This is a genomic window from Nocardia amamiensis, assembly GCF_015477605.1.
Classification (GTDB): Bacteria; Actinomycetota; Actinomycetes; order Mycobacteriales; family Mycobacteriaceae; genus Nocardia; species Nocardia amamiensis_A.
Genome location: NZ_JADLQX010000003.1, coordinates 324534 through 342756, shown reverse-complemented (window position 1 = coordinate 342756; position 18223 = coordinate 324534). Strand labels below are relative to the sequence as shown.

18 protein-coding genes and 1 tRNA gene are annotated in these 18223 nt (G+C 68.0%); 2 read left to right on the top strand and 17 right to left on the bottom strand.

Annotated features, from left to right (window positions below):
* Nucleotides 1-3: 3 nt before the first annotated feature.
* Entirely contained in the window at nt 4-585 is a 582-nt protein-coding gene (locus tag IU459_RS06250) for a PPA1309 family protein (RefSeq protein WP_195128485.1), read from the bottom strand.
* 212 nt (nt 586-797) lie between these two features.
* Between IU459_RS06250 and IU459_RS06245 the strand changes: the two genes are divergently transcribed.
* Nucleotides 798-3797: a UPF0182 family protein gene (locus tag IU459_RS06245; RefSeq protein ID WP_195128484.1), complete on the top strand. Its 3000-nt coding sequence runs from the start codon at nt 798-800 to the stop codon at nt 3795-3797.
* Nucleotides 3798-3898: 101 nt separating this feature from the next.
* On the opposite strand, the gene IU459_RS06240 is transcribed toward IU459_RS06245, so the two are convergent.
* Nucleotides 3899-4468, bottom strand: coding sequence for a transglycosylase family protein (locus tag IU459_RS06240; RefSeq protein WP_195128483.1), 570 nt, complete (start codon nt 4466-4468; stop codon nt 3899-3901).
* Between the two features lie 523 nt (nt 4469-4991).
* Here IU459_RS06240 and IU459_RS06235 point away from each other — a divergent pair.
* Nucleotides 4992-5065: transfer RNA gene (locus IU459_RS06235), tRNA-Met, on the top strand.
* 99 nt (nt 5066-5164) lie between these two features.
* Here the strand turns inward: IU459_RS06235 and IU459_RS06230 are convergent.
* The 15 genes from IU459_RS06230 to IU459_RS06160 form a co-directional block, all read right to left on the bottom strand.
* A complete protein-coding gene (locus IU459_RS06230) occupies nt 5165-5707 on the bottom strand; it encodes a YaeQ family protein (RefSeq protein WP_195128482.1) in 543 nt (180 codons plus the stop codon).
* 74 nt (nt 5708-5781) lie between these two features.
* Complete coding sequence (locus tag IU459_RS06225; RefSeq protein WP_195128481.1) at nt 5782-6762, bottom strand: PfkB family carbohydrate kinase; 981 nt, start codon at nt 6760-6762, stop codon at nt 5782-5784.
* On the bottom strand, nt 6759-7322 hold the full coding sequence (locus tag IU459_RS06220; protein WP_195128576.1) for an SIS domain-containing protein: 564 nt from the start codon (nt 7320-7322) through the stop codon (nt 6759-6761). The genes IU459_RS06225 and IU459_RS06220 overlap by 4 nt, the downstream gene beginning before the upstream one ends.
* A gap of 74 nt (nt 7323-7396) precedes the next feature.
* Entirely contained in the window at nt 7397-7987 is a 591-nt protein-coding gene (locus IU459_RS06215) for a D-glycero-alpha-D-manno-heptose-1,7-bisphosphate 7-phosphatase (protein WP_195128480.1), read from the bottom strand.
* Between the two features lie 116 nt (nt 7988-8103).
* The gene (locus IU459_RS06210) at nt 8104-9150 is read right to left on the bottom strand and encodes a glycosyltransferase family 9 protein (protein WP_195128479.1); all 1047 of its coding nucleotides are present in this window, start codon (nt 9148-9150) and stop codon (nt 8104-8106) included.
* Nucleotides 9147-10115 carry a glycosyltransferase gene (locus tag IU459_RS06205; RefSeq protein WP_324198770.1) on the bottom strand — a complete coding sequence of 323 codons (969 nt, stop codon included), beginning with the start codon at nt 10113-10115 and terminating at the stop codon, nt 9147-9149. The genes IU459_RS06210 and IU459_RS06205 overlap by 4 nt, the downstream gene beginning before the upstream one ends.
* An 80-nt stretch (nt 10116-10195) precedes the next feature.
* Nucleotides 10196-10900: an SDR family oxidoreductase gene (locus IU459_RS06200; protein ID WP_195128478.1), complete on the bottom strand. Its 705-nt coding sequence runs from the start codon at nt 10898-10900 to the stop codon at nt 10196-10198.
* Between the two features lie 30 nt (nt 10901-10930).
* Nucleotides 10931-12142 carry a glycosyltransferase gene (locus IU459_RS06195; protein ID WP_195128477.1) on the bottom strand — a complete coding sequence of 404 codons (1212 nt, stop codon included), beginning with the start codon at nt 12140-12142 and terminating at the stop codon, nt 10931-10933.
* A gap of 234 nt (nt 12143-12376) precedes the next feature.
* Nucleotides 12377-13894, bottom strand: a complete 1518-nt coding sequence (gene rfaE2, locus IU459_RS06190; RefSeq protein WP_195128476.1) for a D-glycero-beta-D-manno-heptose 1-phosphate adenylyltransferase — start codon at nt 13892-13894, stop codon at nt 12377-12379.
* A 160-nt stretch (nt 13895-14054) separates the two neighbouring features.
* Nucleotides 14055-14384, bottom strand: coding sequence for a ScnB (locus tag IU459_RS06185; protein WP_195128475.1), 330 nt, complete (start codon nt 14382-14384; stop codon nt 14055-14057).
* On the bottom strand, nt 14381-15091 hold the full coding sequence (scnC, locus tag IU459_RS06180; RefSeq protein WP_324198763.1) for a thiocyanate hydrolase subunit gamma: 711 nt from the start codon (nt 15089-15091) through the stop codon (nt 14381-14383). Before scnC ends, IU459_RS06185 begins: the two co-directional genes overlap by 4 nt.
* The gene (locus tag IU459_RS39275; protein ID WP_324198762.1) at nt 15088-15333 is read right to left on the bottom strand and encodes an SH3-like domain-containing protein; all 246 of its coding nucleotides are present in this window, start codon (nt 15331-15333) and stop codon (nt 15088-15090) included. Before IU459_RS39275 ends, scnC begins: the two co-directional genes overlap by 4 nt.
* A 50-nt stretch (nt 15334-15383) precedes the next feature.
* The gene (locus IU459_RS39270) at nt 15384-15812 is read right to left on the bottom strand and encodes an SH3-like domain-containing protein (protein WP_195128472.1); all 429 of its coding nucleotides are present in this window, start codon (nt 15810-15812) and stop codon (nt 15384-15386) included.
* A gap of 252 nt (nt 15813-16064) precedes the next feature.
* Entirely contained in the window at nt 16065-16895 is an 831-nt protein-coding gene (locus IU459_RS06165; RefSeq protein WP_195128471.1) for an SAM-dependent methyltransferase, read from the bottom strand.
* 28 nt (nt 16896-16923) lie between these two features.
* Nucleotides 16924-17832, bottom strand: coding sequence for a helix-turn-helix domain-containing protein (locus tag IU459_RS06160; protein WP_324198761.1), 909 nt, complete (start codon nt 17830-17832; stop codon nt 16924-16926).
* Nucleotides 17833-18223 lie beyond the last annotated feature (391 nt).

The window sequence follows — 18223 nt, the reverse complement described above, 5'->3', positions numbered from 1 at the left end:
CGCTCATTCCAGCGTGTGGTGCAGCGCCTCGATGAGGTTCGGGGCCAGGTTCGGGTAGGTGCGCAGATCGAGGTCGCCGAAGTCGTCGGCGTCGTCCTCGGGACGCAGCTGCAGCAGGCACAGTGATGCGCCATCACGTAGCACCGCGGCGAACAGCCGCGCCTCCCGGCGCTCCGGGTGCGCCTCGGCTGCGGCGCGCGCGGCCGCGTCGGCGGCCTCATGGTCGGCCAGTAGTGGGGCGAGGGCGTCGTCCAGCGTCGATTCCGCGTCCGGCGGGAGCACCACGATCTCCTGGACCAGCACGCACCCGCGGACGGCGGGCGGCCAGCTGGTGGTGGCCAGGAACTCGTCGAGAGCCATCGATCCGCCGGTCACGTCGTCCGGGAAGGCCTCCTGGGCGACCGGCGTCAGCTCGTCGCCCGTGTCGAGCTGATCTTCCAGCTCCGGCTGCGCCGCGACCAGGTCCGCCGTCGGCACCAGCGCGAACATCTGCGGTGGACGGCCCCACCCCTCGGCATCCACGAATTCCGCTACCTCTCGGACGGAACGGGCTAGGACGAGTTCGGCGTGCAGGTCTGGCGTCACGCGAACATCCAATCAAACGGGCGTTCAGGACAACCCCGTAACCCGGTCGGTGATCCATCCGGCGCGGCGAGAGCAACCCTGCCAGCTGCCCGGTGTCCGATTTCCGTAGAGTGGGCCCGAGACGGTCCGCAAGGACCTCCCGCAACATCGGACTGCGGCGCATCGGCCGGGCGTATCGGTGCGAGCGTCGCCGGACCTTGGAGAGTGGCATCGTGGGCATGCGGCCCCCCACCGGCTTACCTTCGCTGTCCCGACGCAGCCGTGTGCTGCTGGTGGCAGCCGTCGTCCTGGCGGCGCTGCTGCTGCTCGGGCCGCGGTTGACGGACACCTACACGAACTGGCTGTGGTTCGGCGAGGTCGGCTTCCGCGATGTGTATCTCACCGTGCTGCGCACGCGCATCCTGCTGTTCATCGTCGTGGCGGCATTCGTCGGCTCGGTGGTCTGGCTCGCGCTGCTGCTGGCCTACCGGTCGCGGCCGGTGTTCGTGCCGGTGGCCGGACCGAACGACCCGATCGCGCGGTACCGCACCACCGTGATGAGCAGGCTGCGACTGTTCGGCGTCGGCATCCCGGTGCTGCTGGGCCTGCTGTCCGGCTTGGTGGCGCAGTCGAATTGGGTGACGGTGCAGCTGTTCCTCAACGGCGGCTCGTTCGGCGAGAAGGATCCGGAGTTCGGCCTCGACGTCGGCTTCTACGCCTTCGATCTGCCCTTCTACCGGATGGTGCTGAACTGGCTGTTCGTCGCGGTGGTCATCGCGTTCTTCGCCAGCTTGGTCACCCACTACGTCTTCGGCGGCCTGCGGCTGACCGGACGCGAGGGCACGCTGACCCGCCCGGCGCGCATCCAACTCGCCGTGCTGGCCGGGCTTTTCGTGCTGCTCAAGGCGATCGCGTACTGGTTCGACCGGTACGAGCTGCTGTCCAGCAGCCGTAAGGAACCCACCTTCACCGGTGGTTCGTTCACCGATATCAACGCGGTGCTGCCCGCCAAGCTCATCCTGCTGTCCATCGCGGTGATCTGCGCGCTCGCCTTCTTCGCCGGCATCGTGCTGCGCGATCTGCGCGTGCCCGCGATGGCCGCCGCGTTGCTGGTGCTGTCCTCGATCCTGGTCGGCGCGGTGTGGCCGCTGGTGGTCGAACAGTTCTCCGTGCGCCCCAACGCCGCGGACAAGGAGAGCGAGTACATCGAACGCAACATCGCCGCGACCAGGCAGGCGTTCGGCATCACCGACGACAAGATCGATTACAAGGACTACAAGGGCGAGAGCAGCAAGAGCCCGCTCGAGGTTCCCGTGGACGCCGCGACCATCGGCAACGCCAGGCTGCTCGACCCGAACATCCTCTCGCCCACCTTCACCCAGCTGCGCCAGCTGAAGAACTTCTACGGCTTCCCCGAGTCGCTGGACATCGACCGCTACAACCTCGACGGCGACGTACAGGACTACATCGTCGCCGCCCGTGAGCTCTCGCCTGCGGCGCTGAGCGGCAACCAGACCGACTGGATCAACCGGCACACCGTGTACACCCACGGCAACGGCTTCGTCGCCGCTCCCGCCAACCGGGTGAACAAGCCGCAGTCCGAGGATCCCAACGCCACCGGCGGCAGCAGCGACAGCGGCTACCCGATCTTCATGGTCAGCGACCTGTTCACACCTTCCGACAAGCAGCGGATCAAGGTGGACCAGCCGCGCGTGTACTTCGGTGAGCTGATCTCGCAGTCCAACCCGGATTACGCGATCGTCGGCGCGATGGACGGGCAGCGTCCGCGCGAATACGACTCCGACACCGCGCAGTACACCTACACCGGCAAGGGCGGGGTGCCGATCGGCAACTGGATCAACCGACTCGCTTTCGCGGCCAAGTACGCCGAGCGCAATATCCTGTTCTCCTCGGCCATCGGCGACGACTCCAAGATCATCTACAACCGCAGCCCGCGTGAGCGGGTGCAGAAGGTCGCGCCGTGGCTGACCCCCGACGGCAACGCCTATCCCGCCGTGGTCGGCGGACGCATCGTCTGGATCGTCGACGCCTACACCACCTTGGACAACTACCCCTACGCCCAGACCACCTCACTGGAGGGCGCGCTCGAGGACAGCATCGACAAGAAGACCGGCCGTTTGCTGCCGCGCAAGTCGGTGAGTTACATCCGCAACTCGGTCAAGGCCACGGTCGACGCCTATGACGGCAGCGTCACGTTGTACGAGGTCGATTCGTCGGACCCGGTGCTGAAGGCGTGGCGCGGGGTGTTCCCTGGTGCGGTGAAGCCGGAGAGTGAGATCTCGCCGGAACTGCGGGCGCACTTCCGCTATCCGGAGGACTTGTTCAAGGTGCAGCGCGAGATGCTGACCAAGTACCACGTGGACGACCCGCGCGAGTTCTTCACCAACAACGCCTTCTGGTCGGTCCCGGCCGATCCCACCACCGAGGGCGGGACGACCGCGAGCCAGCCGCCGTACTACGTGCTGCTGGGTGATGCGAAAACCAGCAAGCCCACGTTCAATTTGACCAGCGCCATGGTGGGCTACAACCGGCAGTTCCTGTCGGCCTATATCTCGGTGCGGTCGGATCCGGACGGATACGGGAAATTCACGATTCTGCGATTGCCAACGGACACACAAACTTTGGGTCCGCAGCAGACGCAGAACCGAATGACGACGGCGCCGGAGGTATCCCGCGAGAAAACGCTGCTGTCCAATTCGAACAAAATCAAATATGGCAATCTGCTGACCTTGCCGGTCGCCGATGGCGGCATCCTCTATGTGGAGCCGTTCTACAACGAGCGCAATACCGGTCCGAACACCGCGACCTTCCCGCAGCTGCTGCGCGTACTGGTGAGCTACCGGGACGAGGCCGGCAGCGTGAAGGTGGGCTACGCCTCCACACTGGCCGAGGCGTTGAACCAGGTCATCCCCGGTGCGGGCGCGCTGGCGACGCCGTTCGGCGGTGACTCGGGCACCAGGCCGAAGCCCGGCACCGTGCCGCCGCCGGTCGAGCAGGGCAACAACGGGACGAACGCCGGAACCCCGGCCCCTGCTTCCGCTCCGCCGCCCGCGACCGGGTCGTCCTCCGCGAAGGACGCGGCCGCCGCCGAGCTGAACCGGAAGATCGAGAATGTGCGAACTGCCATGCGCAGCGGAAACTTCCAGGACTTCGGCCGGGCGCTGGACGAATTGGAAGCCGCGGTCAAGGCCTATCAGGACGCGGGCCGGTAGTAGTAGGACGCCGCTGAAGTAGGGCAGAAACGAAGGGCGCCGCCATCATTGCGATGGCGGCGCCCTTCGTGTGGCGCCGGAACGATCCGGCGCAGGTGGCGTCAGCGACCGAAGGAGTCGATCAGGTTGCTGTGCTGGTCCAGGATCTGCTGGAACTGGCCTTCGAGGCCGTACCGCTTGGCCAGCTCGTTCGCGGCGGACTTGGCCTGGTCGACCACCGTCTGGGTCTCGGGCTGGGCGGGCACTGCGGGCTGGGCGGGCGCGGCGGGGATGGCGGGCGCGGCGGGGATCGGCTCCGGCTGGACGGCCGGCTCCGGCTCGGAGGTCCCGGGGCGCAGGTACTTGCCGCAGCTCGGCCAGGCGCCGGGACCCTGAGTGGCGAGCACGTTCTCCGCGACGCGGATCTGCTCTTCCTTGCTCGCGGTGTGCGCGGACCCCTGACCGCCGTTGGCGGTCCAGGTGCTCTGCGAGAACTGCAGGCCACCGTAGTAGCCGTTACCGGTGTTGATCCCCCAGTTGCCACCGCTCTCGCACTGCGCGACACCGTCCCAGTCGTGGGTCGGGGCGGCGGAGGCTTCGGCGGTGGAGATTGCGAACGGGACGGCAACAAGGGCGCCGGTGATGGCGGCGAAGCCGAGGGCGCGGGTGCTGAACTTCCGGTTCTCAGTCATGGTCGATTCCCTCCCTGCGCCCGCCGGCACGGCGATCGAGCTCGCTGCCGTGTCCCTGTCCCCAGGTCGTCGGGGATCCTCGAACCGCGGGACAGGGTTACCGGTGTTCGGCGGTTCGAGTTCGAGCCCGTCACGGTTGATCAGGGCCGTGGACTGAAGGTAACGAAGAAATCTCAGCGGATCACATCTCGATAACGCCGGAATTGCATGAAGCGAATAACCCGAATATCGCCGTTTTGGCAGGTTGGAAACGCCCTGACACGCAGATAGTGCCCCGAGTTATCGCATCGTTATGTGCTCGATATCACGTAGAAATGGTGATATGTGTCACGTTTGAAAGCGGGATGCTGTGTCCATATGGCGCGCGGGCGCACTACGGCACCGGGACGTCGCCGCCCTCGGGTGGGGACTCCGGCATTCGTCGCCTCTTTGTCGCGTCGCGCCTCGGTAAACATTGCGAAAACGCCGCTGAGCTGGCGATTTGCAGTCCTTGCGAGCTCATGTGTAATGTTGTGTTCACCGACGCGGGGTGGAGCAGCTCGGTAGCTCGCTGGGCTCATAACCCAGAGGTCGCAGGTTCAAATCCTGTCCCCGCTACAAACGGCCCAGGCCGGAGAGATTCCGATCTCTCCGGCCTGGGCCATTTTTCGACCCCTGGATCGCTACCCGTCCCTCCAGCGCAGCCCTTGCCCAGGACTAACCGAATCGATGCTCGGTGACCGATGTGCTGAGGGCCGTGCCGTTGAGCTCCAGGTACAGCAGGCGCTCCGTCACGGACATGGTGACCGTGTTGCGGCGTTCGATCGCGGCGACGGCGGAACCGACGAAGTCACTGTCGAAGCTGTAGAGCGGGATCGCGTCGGCGCGATGGATCCGCTTGCCGTCCAGGTGCGCCAGCACCTTGACCGGGTCGCGATGGGTGTAGATGGCAACCCGATCCGCCAGTTTGGCGGCCCGGTGCACGCGTTCTGCGTCGGGCGCGCCGACTTCGACCCACGCGGTGAGGCGCCCGGTACGATCGCGCACCAGCACCGCGGGCTCGTCGGTGGACGACACGCCGCCGTCGCTGAAAGCGATGCCCTCCTCGTACTCGAGGCAGTAGGCCAGCAGTCGGGTCACCATGAACTCGGCGGTTTCGGACGGATGCCGCGCTACCCGCAACGCCAGCTCCTGATAGACGTCACGGTCGACGTCGGCCAGGTGAACGGCGAAGTTGTGCAGTGTCGCGTTGAGGGCCATAGCAGCAGCAGCTTACGCAGATCCCCGAGTCCGAGTGCACGCGGAACGAGGGTGCTGCTCATCGGACTCGGCTGTCACATCGGATGCTCCGGGATCGGCGTCGCGACAGGCGCATGATCCTGAGGAAAAGCGAGTGCGGAGGCCGCACCGCTGTTGACGAATTCCGTCGCCGCCGCGACGGCGAGCTGCACCGCCTTCTCCACGTCCGCCCCGTCGGCCAGCGCGCTGACCGCGGCGGCGGCGAACCGGTCACCCGCGCCGCAGGTATCGGATCCCGGGCTCATGAGCAGTCCGGACGGCGTCGGCAGGTGCAGGACGTCTGGGCGGCCGCGGCAGAACAGCATCGCGCCATCCGGACCGAGCGTCACCGCGACCGCCTGCGCGGACCATCGCTCCGTCAGCATTCGGGCGGCCCGGCGGGGACCCCGCGTGCCGGGAACGAACCGCTGCGCCTCGTCGCGATTCGGGGTCGCCAATGTGGCGTCACGGATCGGCACCGGCCCTCTGGGGTGTGGATCCCAGACGAGCGGAATCTGTCCCGCCCGTGCCTCGAGCAGTGTCCTGACCTGCGGATGGCCGGCGGCGCCTCGGCCGTAGTCAGCGACGAGTACCGCTCGGGCCGTGTCGATCGCCTCACGCACGTTGTCGCTCAACGGGTCGGCGGTGACACCGCCGTCACCGAAGTCGAGCCGGGTGATGGTCGCCGGCCTGTCCTCCGGCCCTGCGCAGCCCGCACAGGGCCCCACCGCGCGAATCCGCTCTTTCCGGACCGTACTCCCACGAAATGGCAAGGACACCACACGTATCCGTTCCGGTAGCAGCGCGCGCAGTCGATCACCCGAAGGATCGGTCGCGAATCCGCCGATCAGCACGACATCCGCGACGTCCTGTCCGGCGAGGGCAGCGGCCAGCCCGGCCCCGCCCGGTCGAAGCGTGCGGGTCGCCACGTCCACCACCGGGGCGTCCCCGTCGGGACTGCGCCGGTCCGCACGGCCCTCGATGTCGATGTCCAGCAGTACGTCGCCGACTACGACCAGCGGGCCCTGCGAGGTCATGAGTCCGCCCCGAGCGCCGCCTCCAGCGCCATGCACAGCGAATGCACCAGCACGAGGTGCAGTTCCTGCACGGTCGAGGTCGTGTCCGCTTCGATCGTGATCGCGTCGTCGCACAGCGCGGCGAGCGGATTGGGGGTGGGACCGGTCATCGCCCAGGTGGGGAGCCCGATCTCCTGCGCCGCCTTCGCGGCGGCGACGACATTGGCGCTGGAACCGCTGGTGGACAGCGCCAGCAGGATATCGCCGCCGCGCCCGTGGGCCCGCAGCTGGCGGGCGAACATTTCCTGCACGCCGTAGTCGTTGACGATCGCGGTGAGACTGGAGGTCTCGGCATGCAGCGCTATGGCCGACAGCGGCCGGCGTTCGGCGCGAAAGCGGCCGGTCAGCTCGGCGGTCAGGTGCTGGGCCTCCGCGGCGCTGCCGCCGTTGCCGCACACGAGCAACCGGCCGCCGCGTTCGTAGACCGCGGCCAGCTGCTGTGCCCACGAGACGATCCGCGCCGCCGCGGGTCGAAGGTTCCGGCTCAGTGCGACGCCCAGCGCGTCGAAATGTTCTTCCACCGCTGCGACACGCCGATGGTCGACGCGCCCGTCGGCGATCCCACGGCTGCCCTCGGTCGGTTCGTTCGCGTTGCTCACGACGGACCCTCCTTGCACACGCCCGTGAGGGCGAGGGTGACGGCGGCGGTCAGATCGGGGGCGACGGCGGCCATCCGCTCGGCGTGGGCGATCTCGGCGGGGCGTGTCCGCGGCGTCGGTACGAGAATGGCGCCTGCGCCTGCCGCCAGCGCCGCCTCGATGTCGGAGCCGATGTCGCCGATCACGACGCAGCGTTCGGGCTCGATCGCCAGGCTTTCCGCGGCGGCCACGATCAGCCCCGGCTCGGGCTTGCGGCAGCCACAGCTGTCGGCGGACGCGTGCACACAGACCTGCCACGTGTCGAAGGGGCCGAGCAGTGCTTCGACTCTGGCGTTGACGGCCGCGAGCTGCCCTGGGGTGATGAGACCGGCAGCGACGCCGGATTGGTTGCTCACCACCCCGGTGCGGATTCCCGCGCCGCGCAGGCGGCGCAGCTGTTCGCGCGCTCCCGGCACCGGCCGCACGAGGGCCGGGTCGGCGAGATACGGAACGTCCACGATGAGCGTGTCATCGCGATCGAACAACACCGCCGCGGGACGGACGGGCACCCTGGCGAGACGAGGAACCAGGGGTTCTGTGATGCTCATTCACCCTCCTCGTCCCGTCACGCAGGTGACGCGCGTCTGTGCGCTTCGACGGCGTTGATGCGTGTGTCATGCCCGGGCTGACCAATTTGAAACCGCGCGGCACGCTGAACCCGGGTTCAGGCAGGACGTTTCTCGGTGTCGGCAGGAGGCGAACCGCTCGCGGCCGATGCGGCCAGCCGGTCGACCGCGGCGACGACGGCGGTATCGGGGATCTGGTTCAGGCACGGATGCCCCGGTACCGGGCAGTGCCGTGCGCGTGAGCCCGCGCACGGCGCGGACTGGTCGCCGAGCACGATCGAGGGCACCCCATAGGGCGCCCAGCGCCCGGCCGGGACGACCGGCGCGAACAGCGAGACGACCGGTGTGCCGACCGCGGCCGCGAGGTGTGCGGCGGCGGTGTTGGGGGCGACCACGACGGACGCTTCGCGCAACACGGCGGCGAACATCGGAAAGTCGGTCGCGCCACCCGCGTCGGTCGCGAGGTCGCCCGCCACGGTGGCGGTGAGTGCCTTCTCGTCGGGACCACCGGTCACCACCACCCGGTGGCCCGCTCCGGTCAGTGCCGCGACCACGGACCTCGAGCGGGCAGCGGACATGTGCCGGGCCGGCACGGCCGCGCCGGGATGCACCACCACGTAGCCAGGGTCGCCGGTGAGCGGCCGCACGTCGGGCAGGTCCGTACGGATCCGCAACCGCGCATCCGCCGCCGGATACCCCGCCGCACGCGCCAGTGACAGCGCGCGGATCGGTTCGGGCGCGTCCTCGTCGACCAGATGACGGACATCAAGGAGCGACCCCGGATAGTCGGTGCTGATCGCGCAGACGCGCGGCACCCCGGCCATGCGCAGGATCAGGGCCAAGGGCAGGGGTGACTGGTGGAACGAGGTGAAGATGAGCGCCTCGTCCAAGCCCAGCGCAGCCATTGTGGTCCGCAGCTGCTCGACCGCGGACGCGGTCACCGGTGGGGGATCGAAGTCCACCCAGCCCGCCTGGAATTCGATCACCTGGTCGACGCCGGGCAGCAGCTCGGCGGCGGCGCGACCGCGGGGTCCGGCCAGAAATGTGACCCGATCAGCGCGCGCCGCCACCGCCCGCACCGCGGGACCGGTGATCAGGACGTCTCCGGCGCTGTCGAGCCGGGCTGCCAGCACATGTCCGCTCATGTCCGCACCGGGTGGGCGGCGGCGACCTCGGCCAGCAGGCGGTCCCAGGCCGCGGTGAACCGGTCGATGCCGAAGGTGTCCTTCGCCCAGTGCCTGCCCGCGTTGCCGACGACCTCGGCGAAGCACTTCTCCTGAAGGAACATGCGAACGGCCTCGTCGAGGACAGCCGGATCGTTCGACACGATGCCCGCGTCGGCCGGAATCGATGACGGCGCCTCCGTGGTGCCGAGCGCGACGACGGGCATGCCGAGGAACATCGCCTCGACCACCGAAAGTCCCAGCGACGTCCAGCGGGCGGTGTGCACGAAGACACGCCGTCGCGCCAGTTCCGCGTGCAGTCGGCTCTGTCCGTGATCGCCCGCGCCGTGTACACGCTCGGGTGGCAGGCCGAGCGCCACGTGCAGATCGTCGGTATCGATACCGAAGACGTCGATAGGCGCGGCCTGCGAGAGCGGGACGAGCAGATCGGTGCCGGTGATCCGCCCGCGCCGCACCGGCTCGTCGATGATCGTGGCGGCGCGTTCGAGTTCCCCGGTGTAGCGATGGCCGGGGTCGAGGACCCCGTGTGTGATCACGGTGACCGGACACCGGCCGTTGTCCCACATCAGCCGGTTGAAATGGGTGACGTGCACGAGCAGGATGTCGCTGCGGTCGGCGAGCGCGTGACGGGTGAGCGCCGCGTGCGCACGAGGGGCGTTGTGCTCGACGTACACCGCCGGCAGGTCGGTGCCGGGTGCTCGGCCCAGCCATCGGCGCGCCAGCTCCAGTTCCTCCGGCCGCTGCAGGACCACGACGTCGACCTGTTCTTTCGCCAGGTCGGCCGGCGCGATTTCGCGCACCGCGGCGGGTCTGCTGCGCCCAGTCCGCCCGCGGGCCCAGTTGCCGCGCTCGGCGGCGCAGGGAACCAGGTAGGTGTGGTTGCCGTGGACGAACGAGGTCATCCAGGAGTCGTGCACATGCCAGATCAGTACGTTCAGCGGTTGCGGCACCGGGACAGGCCCGGCTTCGATCTCGTTCGGCCGCTCGGGAAGCCACTTCGAGATCGTCATGGCCAGGATTGCTCGGTGGAGTGGCAGACGACCAGCTCTCTGACTTCGCACCCGCGCGGCTGAGTCATGGCGAAGACCGCGGCGGCTGCGACGTCCTCGGGTTTGTTGAGCTGGACATCCGGAGGCGGCGCGTACTGGGCGGGTCGCCCGTCGAAGAACGCGGTGTGCATACCGCCGGGGACCAGCAGCGTGACGCCGATCTCGCCGGCGGTCTCGGCCGCGAGCGCCCTGGTGAAGCCGACCACCCCGAATTTCGAGGCGCAGTACGCGGTCGCGTCCGGCAGCGCCTTGAGGCCCAGAGTGGACGCGCAGGTGACCACGGTGCCGTGGCCGGCGCGCAGCGCGGGCAGCGCGGCCCGGATGACGGCGGCGGTCCCGAGCAGGTTCACCCGTACGACGCGTTCCCAGTCCTCGGTCGAGACGTCGTCCAGCTTGCCGCACGAGTCGATACCCGCGGCGGTGAAGACCGCGCTCAGGTGGCCGTCGGCGCGGTGCAGAAGGGTGTGCACCGCTCGTTCGGCGTCCTCGGAGTGCGCCAGATCCGCGTACTCCCAGATGACGTCGGTTTCGGGTTTGTTCCGGTCGATGACCAAAGGGACGCCACCCGCGGCGCGTACCGCCTCCACGGTGGCGGCGCCGAGCCCGGAGGCGCCTCCGGTGATCAGGACATTGCCGAGTGCTGTCTTCTCCGGTCGGCTCACACGAGATCCTTTCCAGACGGATGGTCGATTTCAGCCAGCGGTCGCGAGGGGGCTGTCGGGCGCCGGTGTGGCGCGGCGGTAGGCGGCGAGTGTTTCTTCGGCGACGCGATCCCAGGAGTAGCGGTCGCGCGCTCGTTGATATCCGGCGATGCCCCACGCTCGGCGCAGCGAGTCGTCGTCGAGCAGGGGCCGTAACGCGCGCGCCACCTGGTCCGGTTCGGGGGCGACCAGTGCGCCGGTGACACCGTCGAGCACGGTGTCGAGCAACCCACCGACCGCGCTGCCCACCACCGGCTTCGCACAGGCCATCGCCTCGAGCGGCACGATGCCGAAGGGCTCGTACCAGGGCGTGCACACGACCACGTCGACCGAACGCAGCAGCGCGGGCATGGCGGCATGGGGAACTTGGCCGAGCAAGCGGACGCGGTCGGCGACGCCGTGTTCGACCGCGACGCGCCGCAGCCGCTGCGATTCGGCGCCGTTCGCGTCATTGTCGTTGTCCGCGCCGCCCGCGATCAGCAGTTCGGTGTCGGGCACGTACACCAGTGACTTGATGGCGGTGTCGAATCCCTTGCGCGGGACCAGTCTTCCCACCGAGACCAAACGCCTGTGTCGTCCTCGCTCGGCGGCAGGCCCGTGCGGACCGAACGACGTCAGATCGACACCACACGGCACGACGGAGATGCGCGCCCGGGGAACGCCCATGCGTTTGAGTTCCTGGACTTCGTCGGTACAGGTGGCCACCACGTGATCGGCGCGGGTACCGATGAGTCGCTCGAATTCGATCCGCGACGGCGGGCTGGTGTCGGCGGAGCCTTGGTATCGGCGCTTGACCGTGCCCAGCGCGTGGAAGGTCAGCACCACCGGGATCCGTGGGCCTCGCGCCACGGCCGCCTCGGAGGCCAGCCCGGACATCCAGAAGTGCGCGTGGATCAGATCGGGTGGACGCTTCGACCACTGCTCCCGCAGGAACGTCGTGAACTCGCCGAGGTGGGGGAGAATGCCGTCCTTCGGAATCGGCTCGGGCGGACCGGCGGGGACATGTACGACCCGATAACCGGCTTCGGTGACGACCTCGGTGTCGATGTCGGGCGCCTCGCGGCGGGTATAGACCGTGACTTCGTGCCCACGGCGGGCGAACGCGGCCGCCAACTCGCCGACGTGTACATTCTGGCCGCCGGCGTCGACGCCACCGAGCTGGGCGAGGGGACTGGCGTGCTCGGAAACCATGGCGATCTTCACGACGTTGTCCCTCCTCGTCGTCGTACCCGCGGGGTCGGGAAGCGTGACTGCCTGTGGCCTGCTCAACCGCTCGCCATGGTGTCCGTGATCGTCGCTGCTGGGTGCGGTCTCTTCGCGGTCCCTCCGGGAGCGGCGACCAGGCCCGTAGTGGCGATCACGAGTAAGTCCATGACCGGCGCGTACCCGCTGCGCCGATGATCAATCCGAGATGGTGGACAGCACGGCGGGGCGCAATCAGCTACCGGCGCGGATCCGTTCGATCATCGCGGAGGTGGAGCGGTCCTGCAGATAACTCAGCACCCTTACCTCGCCGCCGTATTCGCGCACTATCGGTGTCTCGGGCAGCGAATCGAGCCGGTAGTCGCCGCCTTTGACGTACAGGTCGGGTTCCGTGGCGCGCAGTAATCCGGCCGGTGTGTCCTCGTCGAAGATCGTCACGTGATCGACGCAGCTCAGCGCGGCCAGCACCGCACAGCGGTCGTGCGCGGAATTCACCGGACGATCGGGACCCTTGAGTTTGCGCACACTTCCGTCGGAGTTGACCGCGACCACCAGGATGTCCCCGAGGCGTTTGGCCTCGTCGAGGTAGGCGATGTGCCCGGCGTGCAGCACGTCGAAGCAACCGTTGGTGAACACGATGCGCTTGCCCTCAGCACGATGGTTGCGGACGACCTCGGCCAATTCCCGCTGCGGAAGTACCGCCGCGCCGCTGCGAGCGAGCCGCTCACGCAGTTGGCCGGTCGTGCAGACCGCGGTCGCCTGCCGATGGACCACCACGTCGGCGGCGGCCTGCGCGAGCTCCACAGCCGAGGTGAGCGGCATACCGCTGATCAATGCGAGAGTCAGGGCGGCGACGAAAGTGCCTCCGGCGCCTGCGGATCGACTTTCCGGCACCGGCCGCGCCCGTGTCGGATGCACCGGACGATCCTCGTCCAAGAGCACACTTCCGGCGCGGTCGAGGGTGATGACCAGCGTGCTCGTGCCGACAACCTCGAACAGGCGGTGCCGATGACGATCCAAGAGTTCGACGCGCTGCTTCGCGTTCGTCGGCGGGCGGTCTCCGTCGGTGCGGGACAGGCCGAGCACGGCAATGGCGTCATCCGCGTCGAGCCTCACCAGGTCCGGGCACAAGCGGCGCCAGCGCCCTGGATGGTGGGTGTCGAGGATCAGCAGCGGTAACCGCTCGCGCCGGGCGGTGAGGGCTCGGCACATGCGGTCGCCGAGCGCTCCGTGATGGTCGCCGACAACTACCGCGGCGGCGGCGCTGAGCGTCTCATCGAGCGACACGAGCAGCGCGTCGACTTCGGGGTCGTTGGCAGCGGTGCTGCCGCCCTCGGCGTAGCGCACCATGATCTGGTCATCGGCCACGATGCGCGTCTCGACCGGAGTCGCGCGGCTCGTGGCCCGCCGCAGCCACGTCGCGTCGACGCCCGAACGCTCCAGTGCGTCACGCAATGCGGTGGATGCCCAATCGTCACCGGTGAGCGCGACCAATCGCGTCCGCGCGCCGAGCGCCGCCAGGTTGGCCGCCGTATTTCCCGCCGCGCCCGGCACTGTCGAGCCGCGTTCGATGTCGATCACCGGGACCGGCGCCTCGCGGCACAGCCCTTCGCAGCGTCCCCATTTCCACACATCTAGAGCCGCGTCACCCACCACCACGACAAATGGGCGTTCCTGGGCTATTCGATCCGCCGCGTCAGGTCCGAGACCGCTGCCGGCTTTCGCGGTGGACGCGGTGTCCTCGGGGTCCAATGCGTCCTCCCGTCCGGTCCGATGCTTGTTCGCGAGATTCCACCGGCTTTCCGGGCTAAACAGGTGACGACCGCGCCGCTGCCTGGTTTGGCGTTGCGACGTCGTGGTGGTGCGCTGAATGGCCGATCGGATCGCGGCAATGACGGTGGGGCAGCGAGGTCTACCGCCGGTTGAACCGCTTCCGTACCGCGTCCATACGGGCGCGCAGCTCCTCCGGGGTGATCACTCCGCGGTCCATCAGAGCGTGGGCCGTGACGACGACCGAGCGGGTCCGGACCGGGAAGTCCTGGTAGATCGTCTCGCCGAGGGCGTCCTCGGCTCGGCGGCGTTCCAGGTTGTCCAGGGCGCCGCGCCAGGACAGGCATTCGCACGTCGCCTGCATGCTCGACTCCCACGGGTCGGGTGCGCGGTCGAGTTCGGGCAGCGTCGTTTCCCGGCGCGACGCCGGATCCAGGGTGTCCAGCAGGACTTCGTAGGGACCGCTCGTCACTGTCGCGCGTCCTTTCCCGTGGCGGCCTCGACCTGGTTCGGTGGTTGCCGCGCGGTCCAATCGACCTGCGGCAGTGCCACGCCGATCATCGTGTCGCGGGTGACGATCGCGGCCAGCTGTTCCTCGGTCCACCCCTCGGTGCCCTCGGGGCGCATCGGCAGCACCATGAACCGGGATTTCTGGTTCGAGTCGTGTACCCGGATCTCGACGTCGGGCGGAAAGTGCAGGCCGAATTCGGCCAGCACCTCGCGCGGCCGGCGGACCAGGCGCCGACGGTAATTGGGGGTGCGATACCAGTCGGGTGACATGCCGAGAACCGGCCGCGGATAGCACGAACACAGCGTGCACACGATGACGTTGTGCACCGTGGGCGTGTTCTCCAGCACGTAGAAGTAGGTGTAGTCGCTCGGCGTCCCGGATCCGGTCGGGTCGCGCCAGTCGATGCCGACCTCCTTGCACGTCTCGGTGCCGTCGGCGAGCAGACGTGCCTTGAACTCCGGATCCGTCCACGCCTTCGCGACCAATTTCGATCCACCGTGCGGGCCGACCGACTGAGCCCATTCGGCGAATCGGCGGTGATCTTCCTGCGAGAAAAGGCCCTTGTCGATGGCGAGTTCGCGGATCGCGGTCTCCAGGACTTCGAACTCGCTGATCTCCTCACTGGTCTGGATCGGCGCATGCGCCTCGTGATCGTGGGTCCGGCTCACCGGGCGTCCTCCTCTGCGGGCTCGAGCCAGCGCTCGGAGACCTCGGTCTCCAAGGTGTCGACGTCGAAGCCGGTGTAGTTGGGCCATAGGTCTTTCTGACGGAAGCGCACCACGTAGAACGGCTCGAGACGACCGTCCTCGCGTCCCCATGCCTCGTCCTCCGGAATGATCCACTCCGGCCGGTATTCGACGACGACACCGGTGTGCCCGCGGGTGTAGGCCTGGGTGCGAGTGTGGAACATCGACGTAGCGTTCCGGACCCTGACCCGATCGCCGATCCGATACTTCCTGCTCACCGCCGCGCCTCCAACCGTGCGCGTACTTCGTCCACTTTCGCCGACAGTTCGTCCGGGGTGATCAGCCCCTTCTCGACCAAGGTCTTCGCGGCGACGGTCACCCACCGCGCGTAGTAGGGCAGACCGAAGTACAGCGTGGCGCCGAGGTCGTTCTCGGCCCGGCGGCGTTCCTCGGAGTTCCACACGCCACGCCAGCCGAGGCATTCACAGGTGACGTAGGTGTTCATCTCCCAGGCTTCTTCGTCCTTCTCCAGGTACTCGATCGGCACGTCCGGTTGGCCGCCGACGTCGTGCAGGACGTGGCGAAGCGCGGCGAACAATTCGTTCGAGATCTGGTACGGCGAGTCCAGTGGCCGACGGAACACCGGGCGTGCGATATCCGCGACGCGCTGCTGTAATTCGTCGAATCGGTTCGGTCCACCCATGATGTCTCCGTAGTGACGGATCCGCTGTTTTTGGATGCGCACACCGGCGGTGGCCGACCGCGGGGCCGCTTCCGGGCTGAGCTAGTGGCAAGGCCTCCCTGATCTGGTTGCCAAGGGTACACGCCAAGATCAATTTGCTGAAGGATCGCGGGAGCGTCCGTCGCCTCCTCGTCGAAGCCTGTTCAGTCGGGTGGAGCTGGTCGATCCGACAGCGAGATCAACCTCCTATCCGGTAGCTGACCGAGGTGACCGTCACGGTTTGTGTCCGATGCCGGCCCAGTACCAAGCGCTGTCGGCCTTGGTGACGGGAGTGGGCCGGTCCGTGAGTTCGGGGCGCCAGGTGGCGACGGGGACGAGTCCGGGGTCGACGAGCGTGGTCCCGGTGAACAGGGTGGCGGTGTCGGCCTGGCTCCGGGGGTGGAATGCGATTCCGGAGGCTTCCGCGGCGGCGGTCACGGCGGCCATGGCGGCGGCGTCGAAGTCGGCGGTGGGGTGGGTGATGACGAGGTGGCTGCCGGAGGGGACGGCGTCGAGGAGCGTGCCGATGATCTCCTCGGGGTGGTCGCTGTCGCGGAAGTACATCATGATCGCGACGAGCATGATGGCGACGGGTTTCGTCAGATCGAGGGTGTCCGCGAGCGCGGGGTGATCGAGGATGGAGCGGGGATCGTGCAGGTCGGCGTGAACGAAGCGGGTGCGGCCCTGCGAGGTGCTGCTCATGAGCGCACGCGCGTGGGCGAGCACGATCGGGTCTTTGTCCACGTAGACGATGCGTGCGGCGGGGTCGAGGCGCTGGGCGACCTCATGGGTGTTGCCCGCGGTGGGGATGCCGGTACCGATGTCGAGGAATTGCGTGATTCCGGCCTCGCCGACCAGGTAGCGGACGGCTCGGGTGAGGAAGGCCCGGTTGGCCCTGGCCATGGTCTTGATGGTGGGGATGTGTTCGGCGATGGCGTCGCCGAGGGCCCGGTCGGCGGGATAGTTGTCCTTGCCGCCGAGCCAGTAATCGTAGACGCGGGCTTCGTGCGCGACGGTGATGTCGATCTTGGTCGGCGGCTGTGTGCTGATGTAGTTGTCGGACATGCGCTGGGTACTGCCTCTGCCGTTGCTGTTATGCGATAGGGAAATGAGGGGTTCGGAGCGCGTCGATGAGCTCGGTGGTCTGTTCTGGTGATGTGGCGCACACGCACAGTCGATCCCAGATCGCGTTGTGGTGGTCGAGATCGCCGCGTTTGTCGAGGAACTGGGTGCCGGTGGCGTGCGGGAGGTGGACGAGGTCGCTGAGCTCGGGTGCGCCGAAACGAAGCAGCGTGAAGGGGGTTTCGCTGATGGCCGGACCGCCGACGTGGTCGGGCAGCACCTGCACGGTGATGTTGGGGCGCGCCGCCAAGCCTGCGAGATGGTCCAGTTGCGCATCCCAGACCTCGAGTCCGCCGATCTGGCGCCGCAACGCCGCTGCCTCGAGGACCAGCCACACCTTGGGCGGGCCGGAGCGGGTGAGCAGGCGCTGTCGCCGCATCAGCAGCTCGACGCGTCGCTGGATGTCGGCTGCCGGCTCGCGATGGGCAATGGTGAAGACCGTGTGCGCGTAGGACGGTGTGCGCACCAGGTCCGGCACCAAACCCGGTGCGTAGCAGCGGATCATGGTAGCGGCGTCCTCGAGCGCCAGATACGTGTCCAACCGTAGCGATGTCAGATCCGCGTCGGCCTGCCAGCGCCCCACGGCATTGGCTCGCCGGGCGAGTTGCCGGTACTCGGCCCGGACGTCGGCGTCGTGCACGCCATAGAGGGTCAGCAGATCGTCGATGTCCCTCGTGCGGTAGCCCACCCGGCCGGACTCCAGGCGACTGATCTTGGAGTGGGAGGCCCGTATTGCCCGGCCCGCGGCTTCCCCGCTGATCCCGGCTGCCTCGCGTAACCGCCGCAATCGTGCCCCGAGTACCCGGCGCAGCAGTGCCGGATCCTCTTCCGGATCATCTCCGGTAGCTGTCGTTTCGGCGGCGACCCGGTCCCCGATCACTGCCACTCCCGTCGGTCGGCATGTGTATGGGATTGTGCCACAATCCATTACAGTGCAATCCGCCGGAGCGGTTTGCGCGTGTCGCACTACTTGCACGGAGTAGTGCTCGGATCGCTGCTCGGGGAGCCGCTGATGTGTCGATCGCCCCAGGGCGGCAGACGCCGATGATTCTCGTCGAGGAGGTCCTGGGTGTTGCGGTCGGCGACGGCGGGAGGCGGCACATCTCGTGGCCCGGTGCGAGCCCGAGGAAATTCGGCCGGGCGGACCTATTGACTGGTGGGAAAATCTGGACGAAAATTAGAAGTTACACCGGAACACCGGAGAAGTGTCACATTGTCGACGGAGACGTCTGTTGGCAATGAGGATACTGATCCAAGATCCGGCTAGGCCC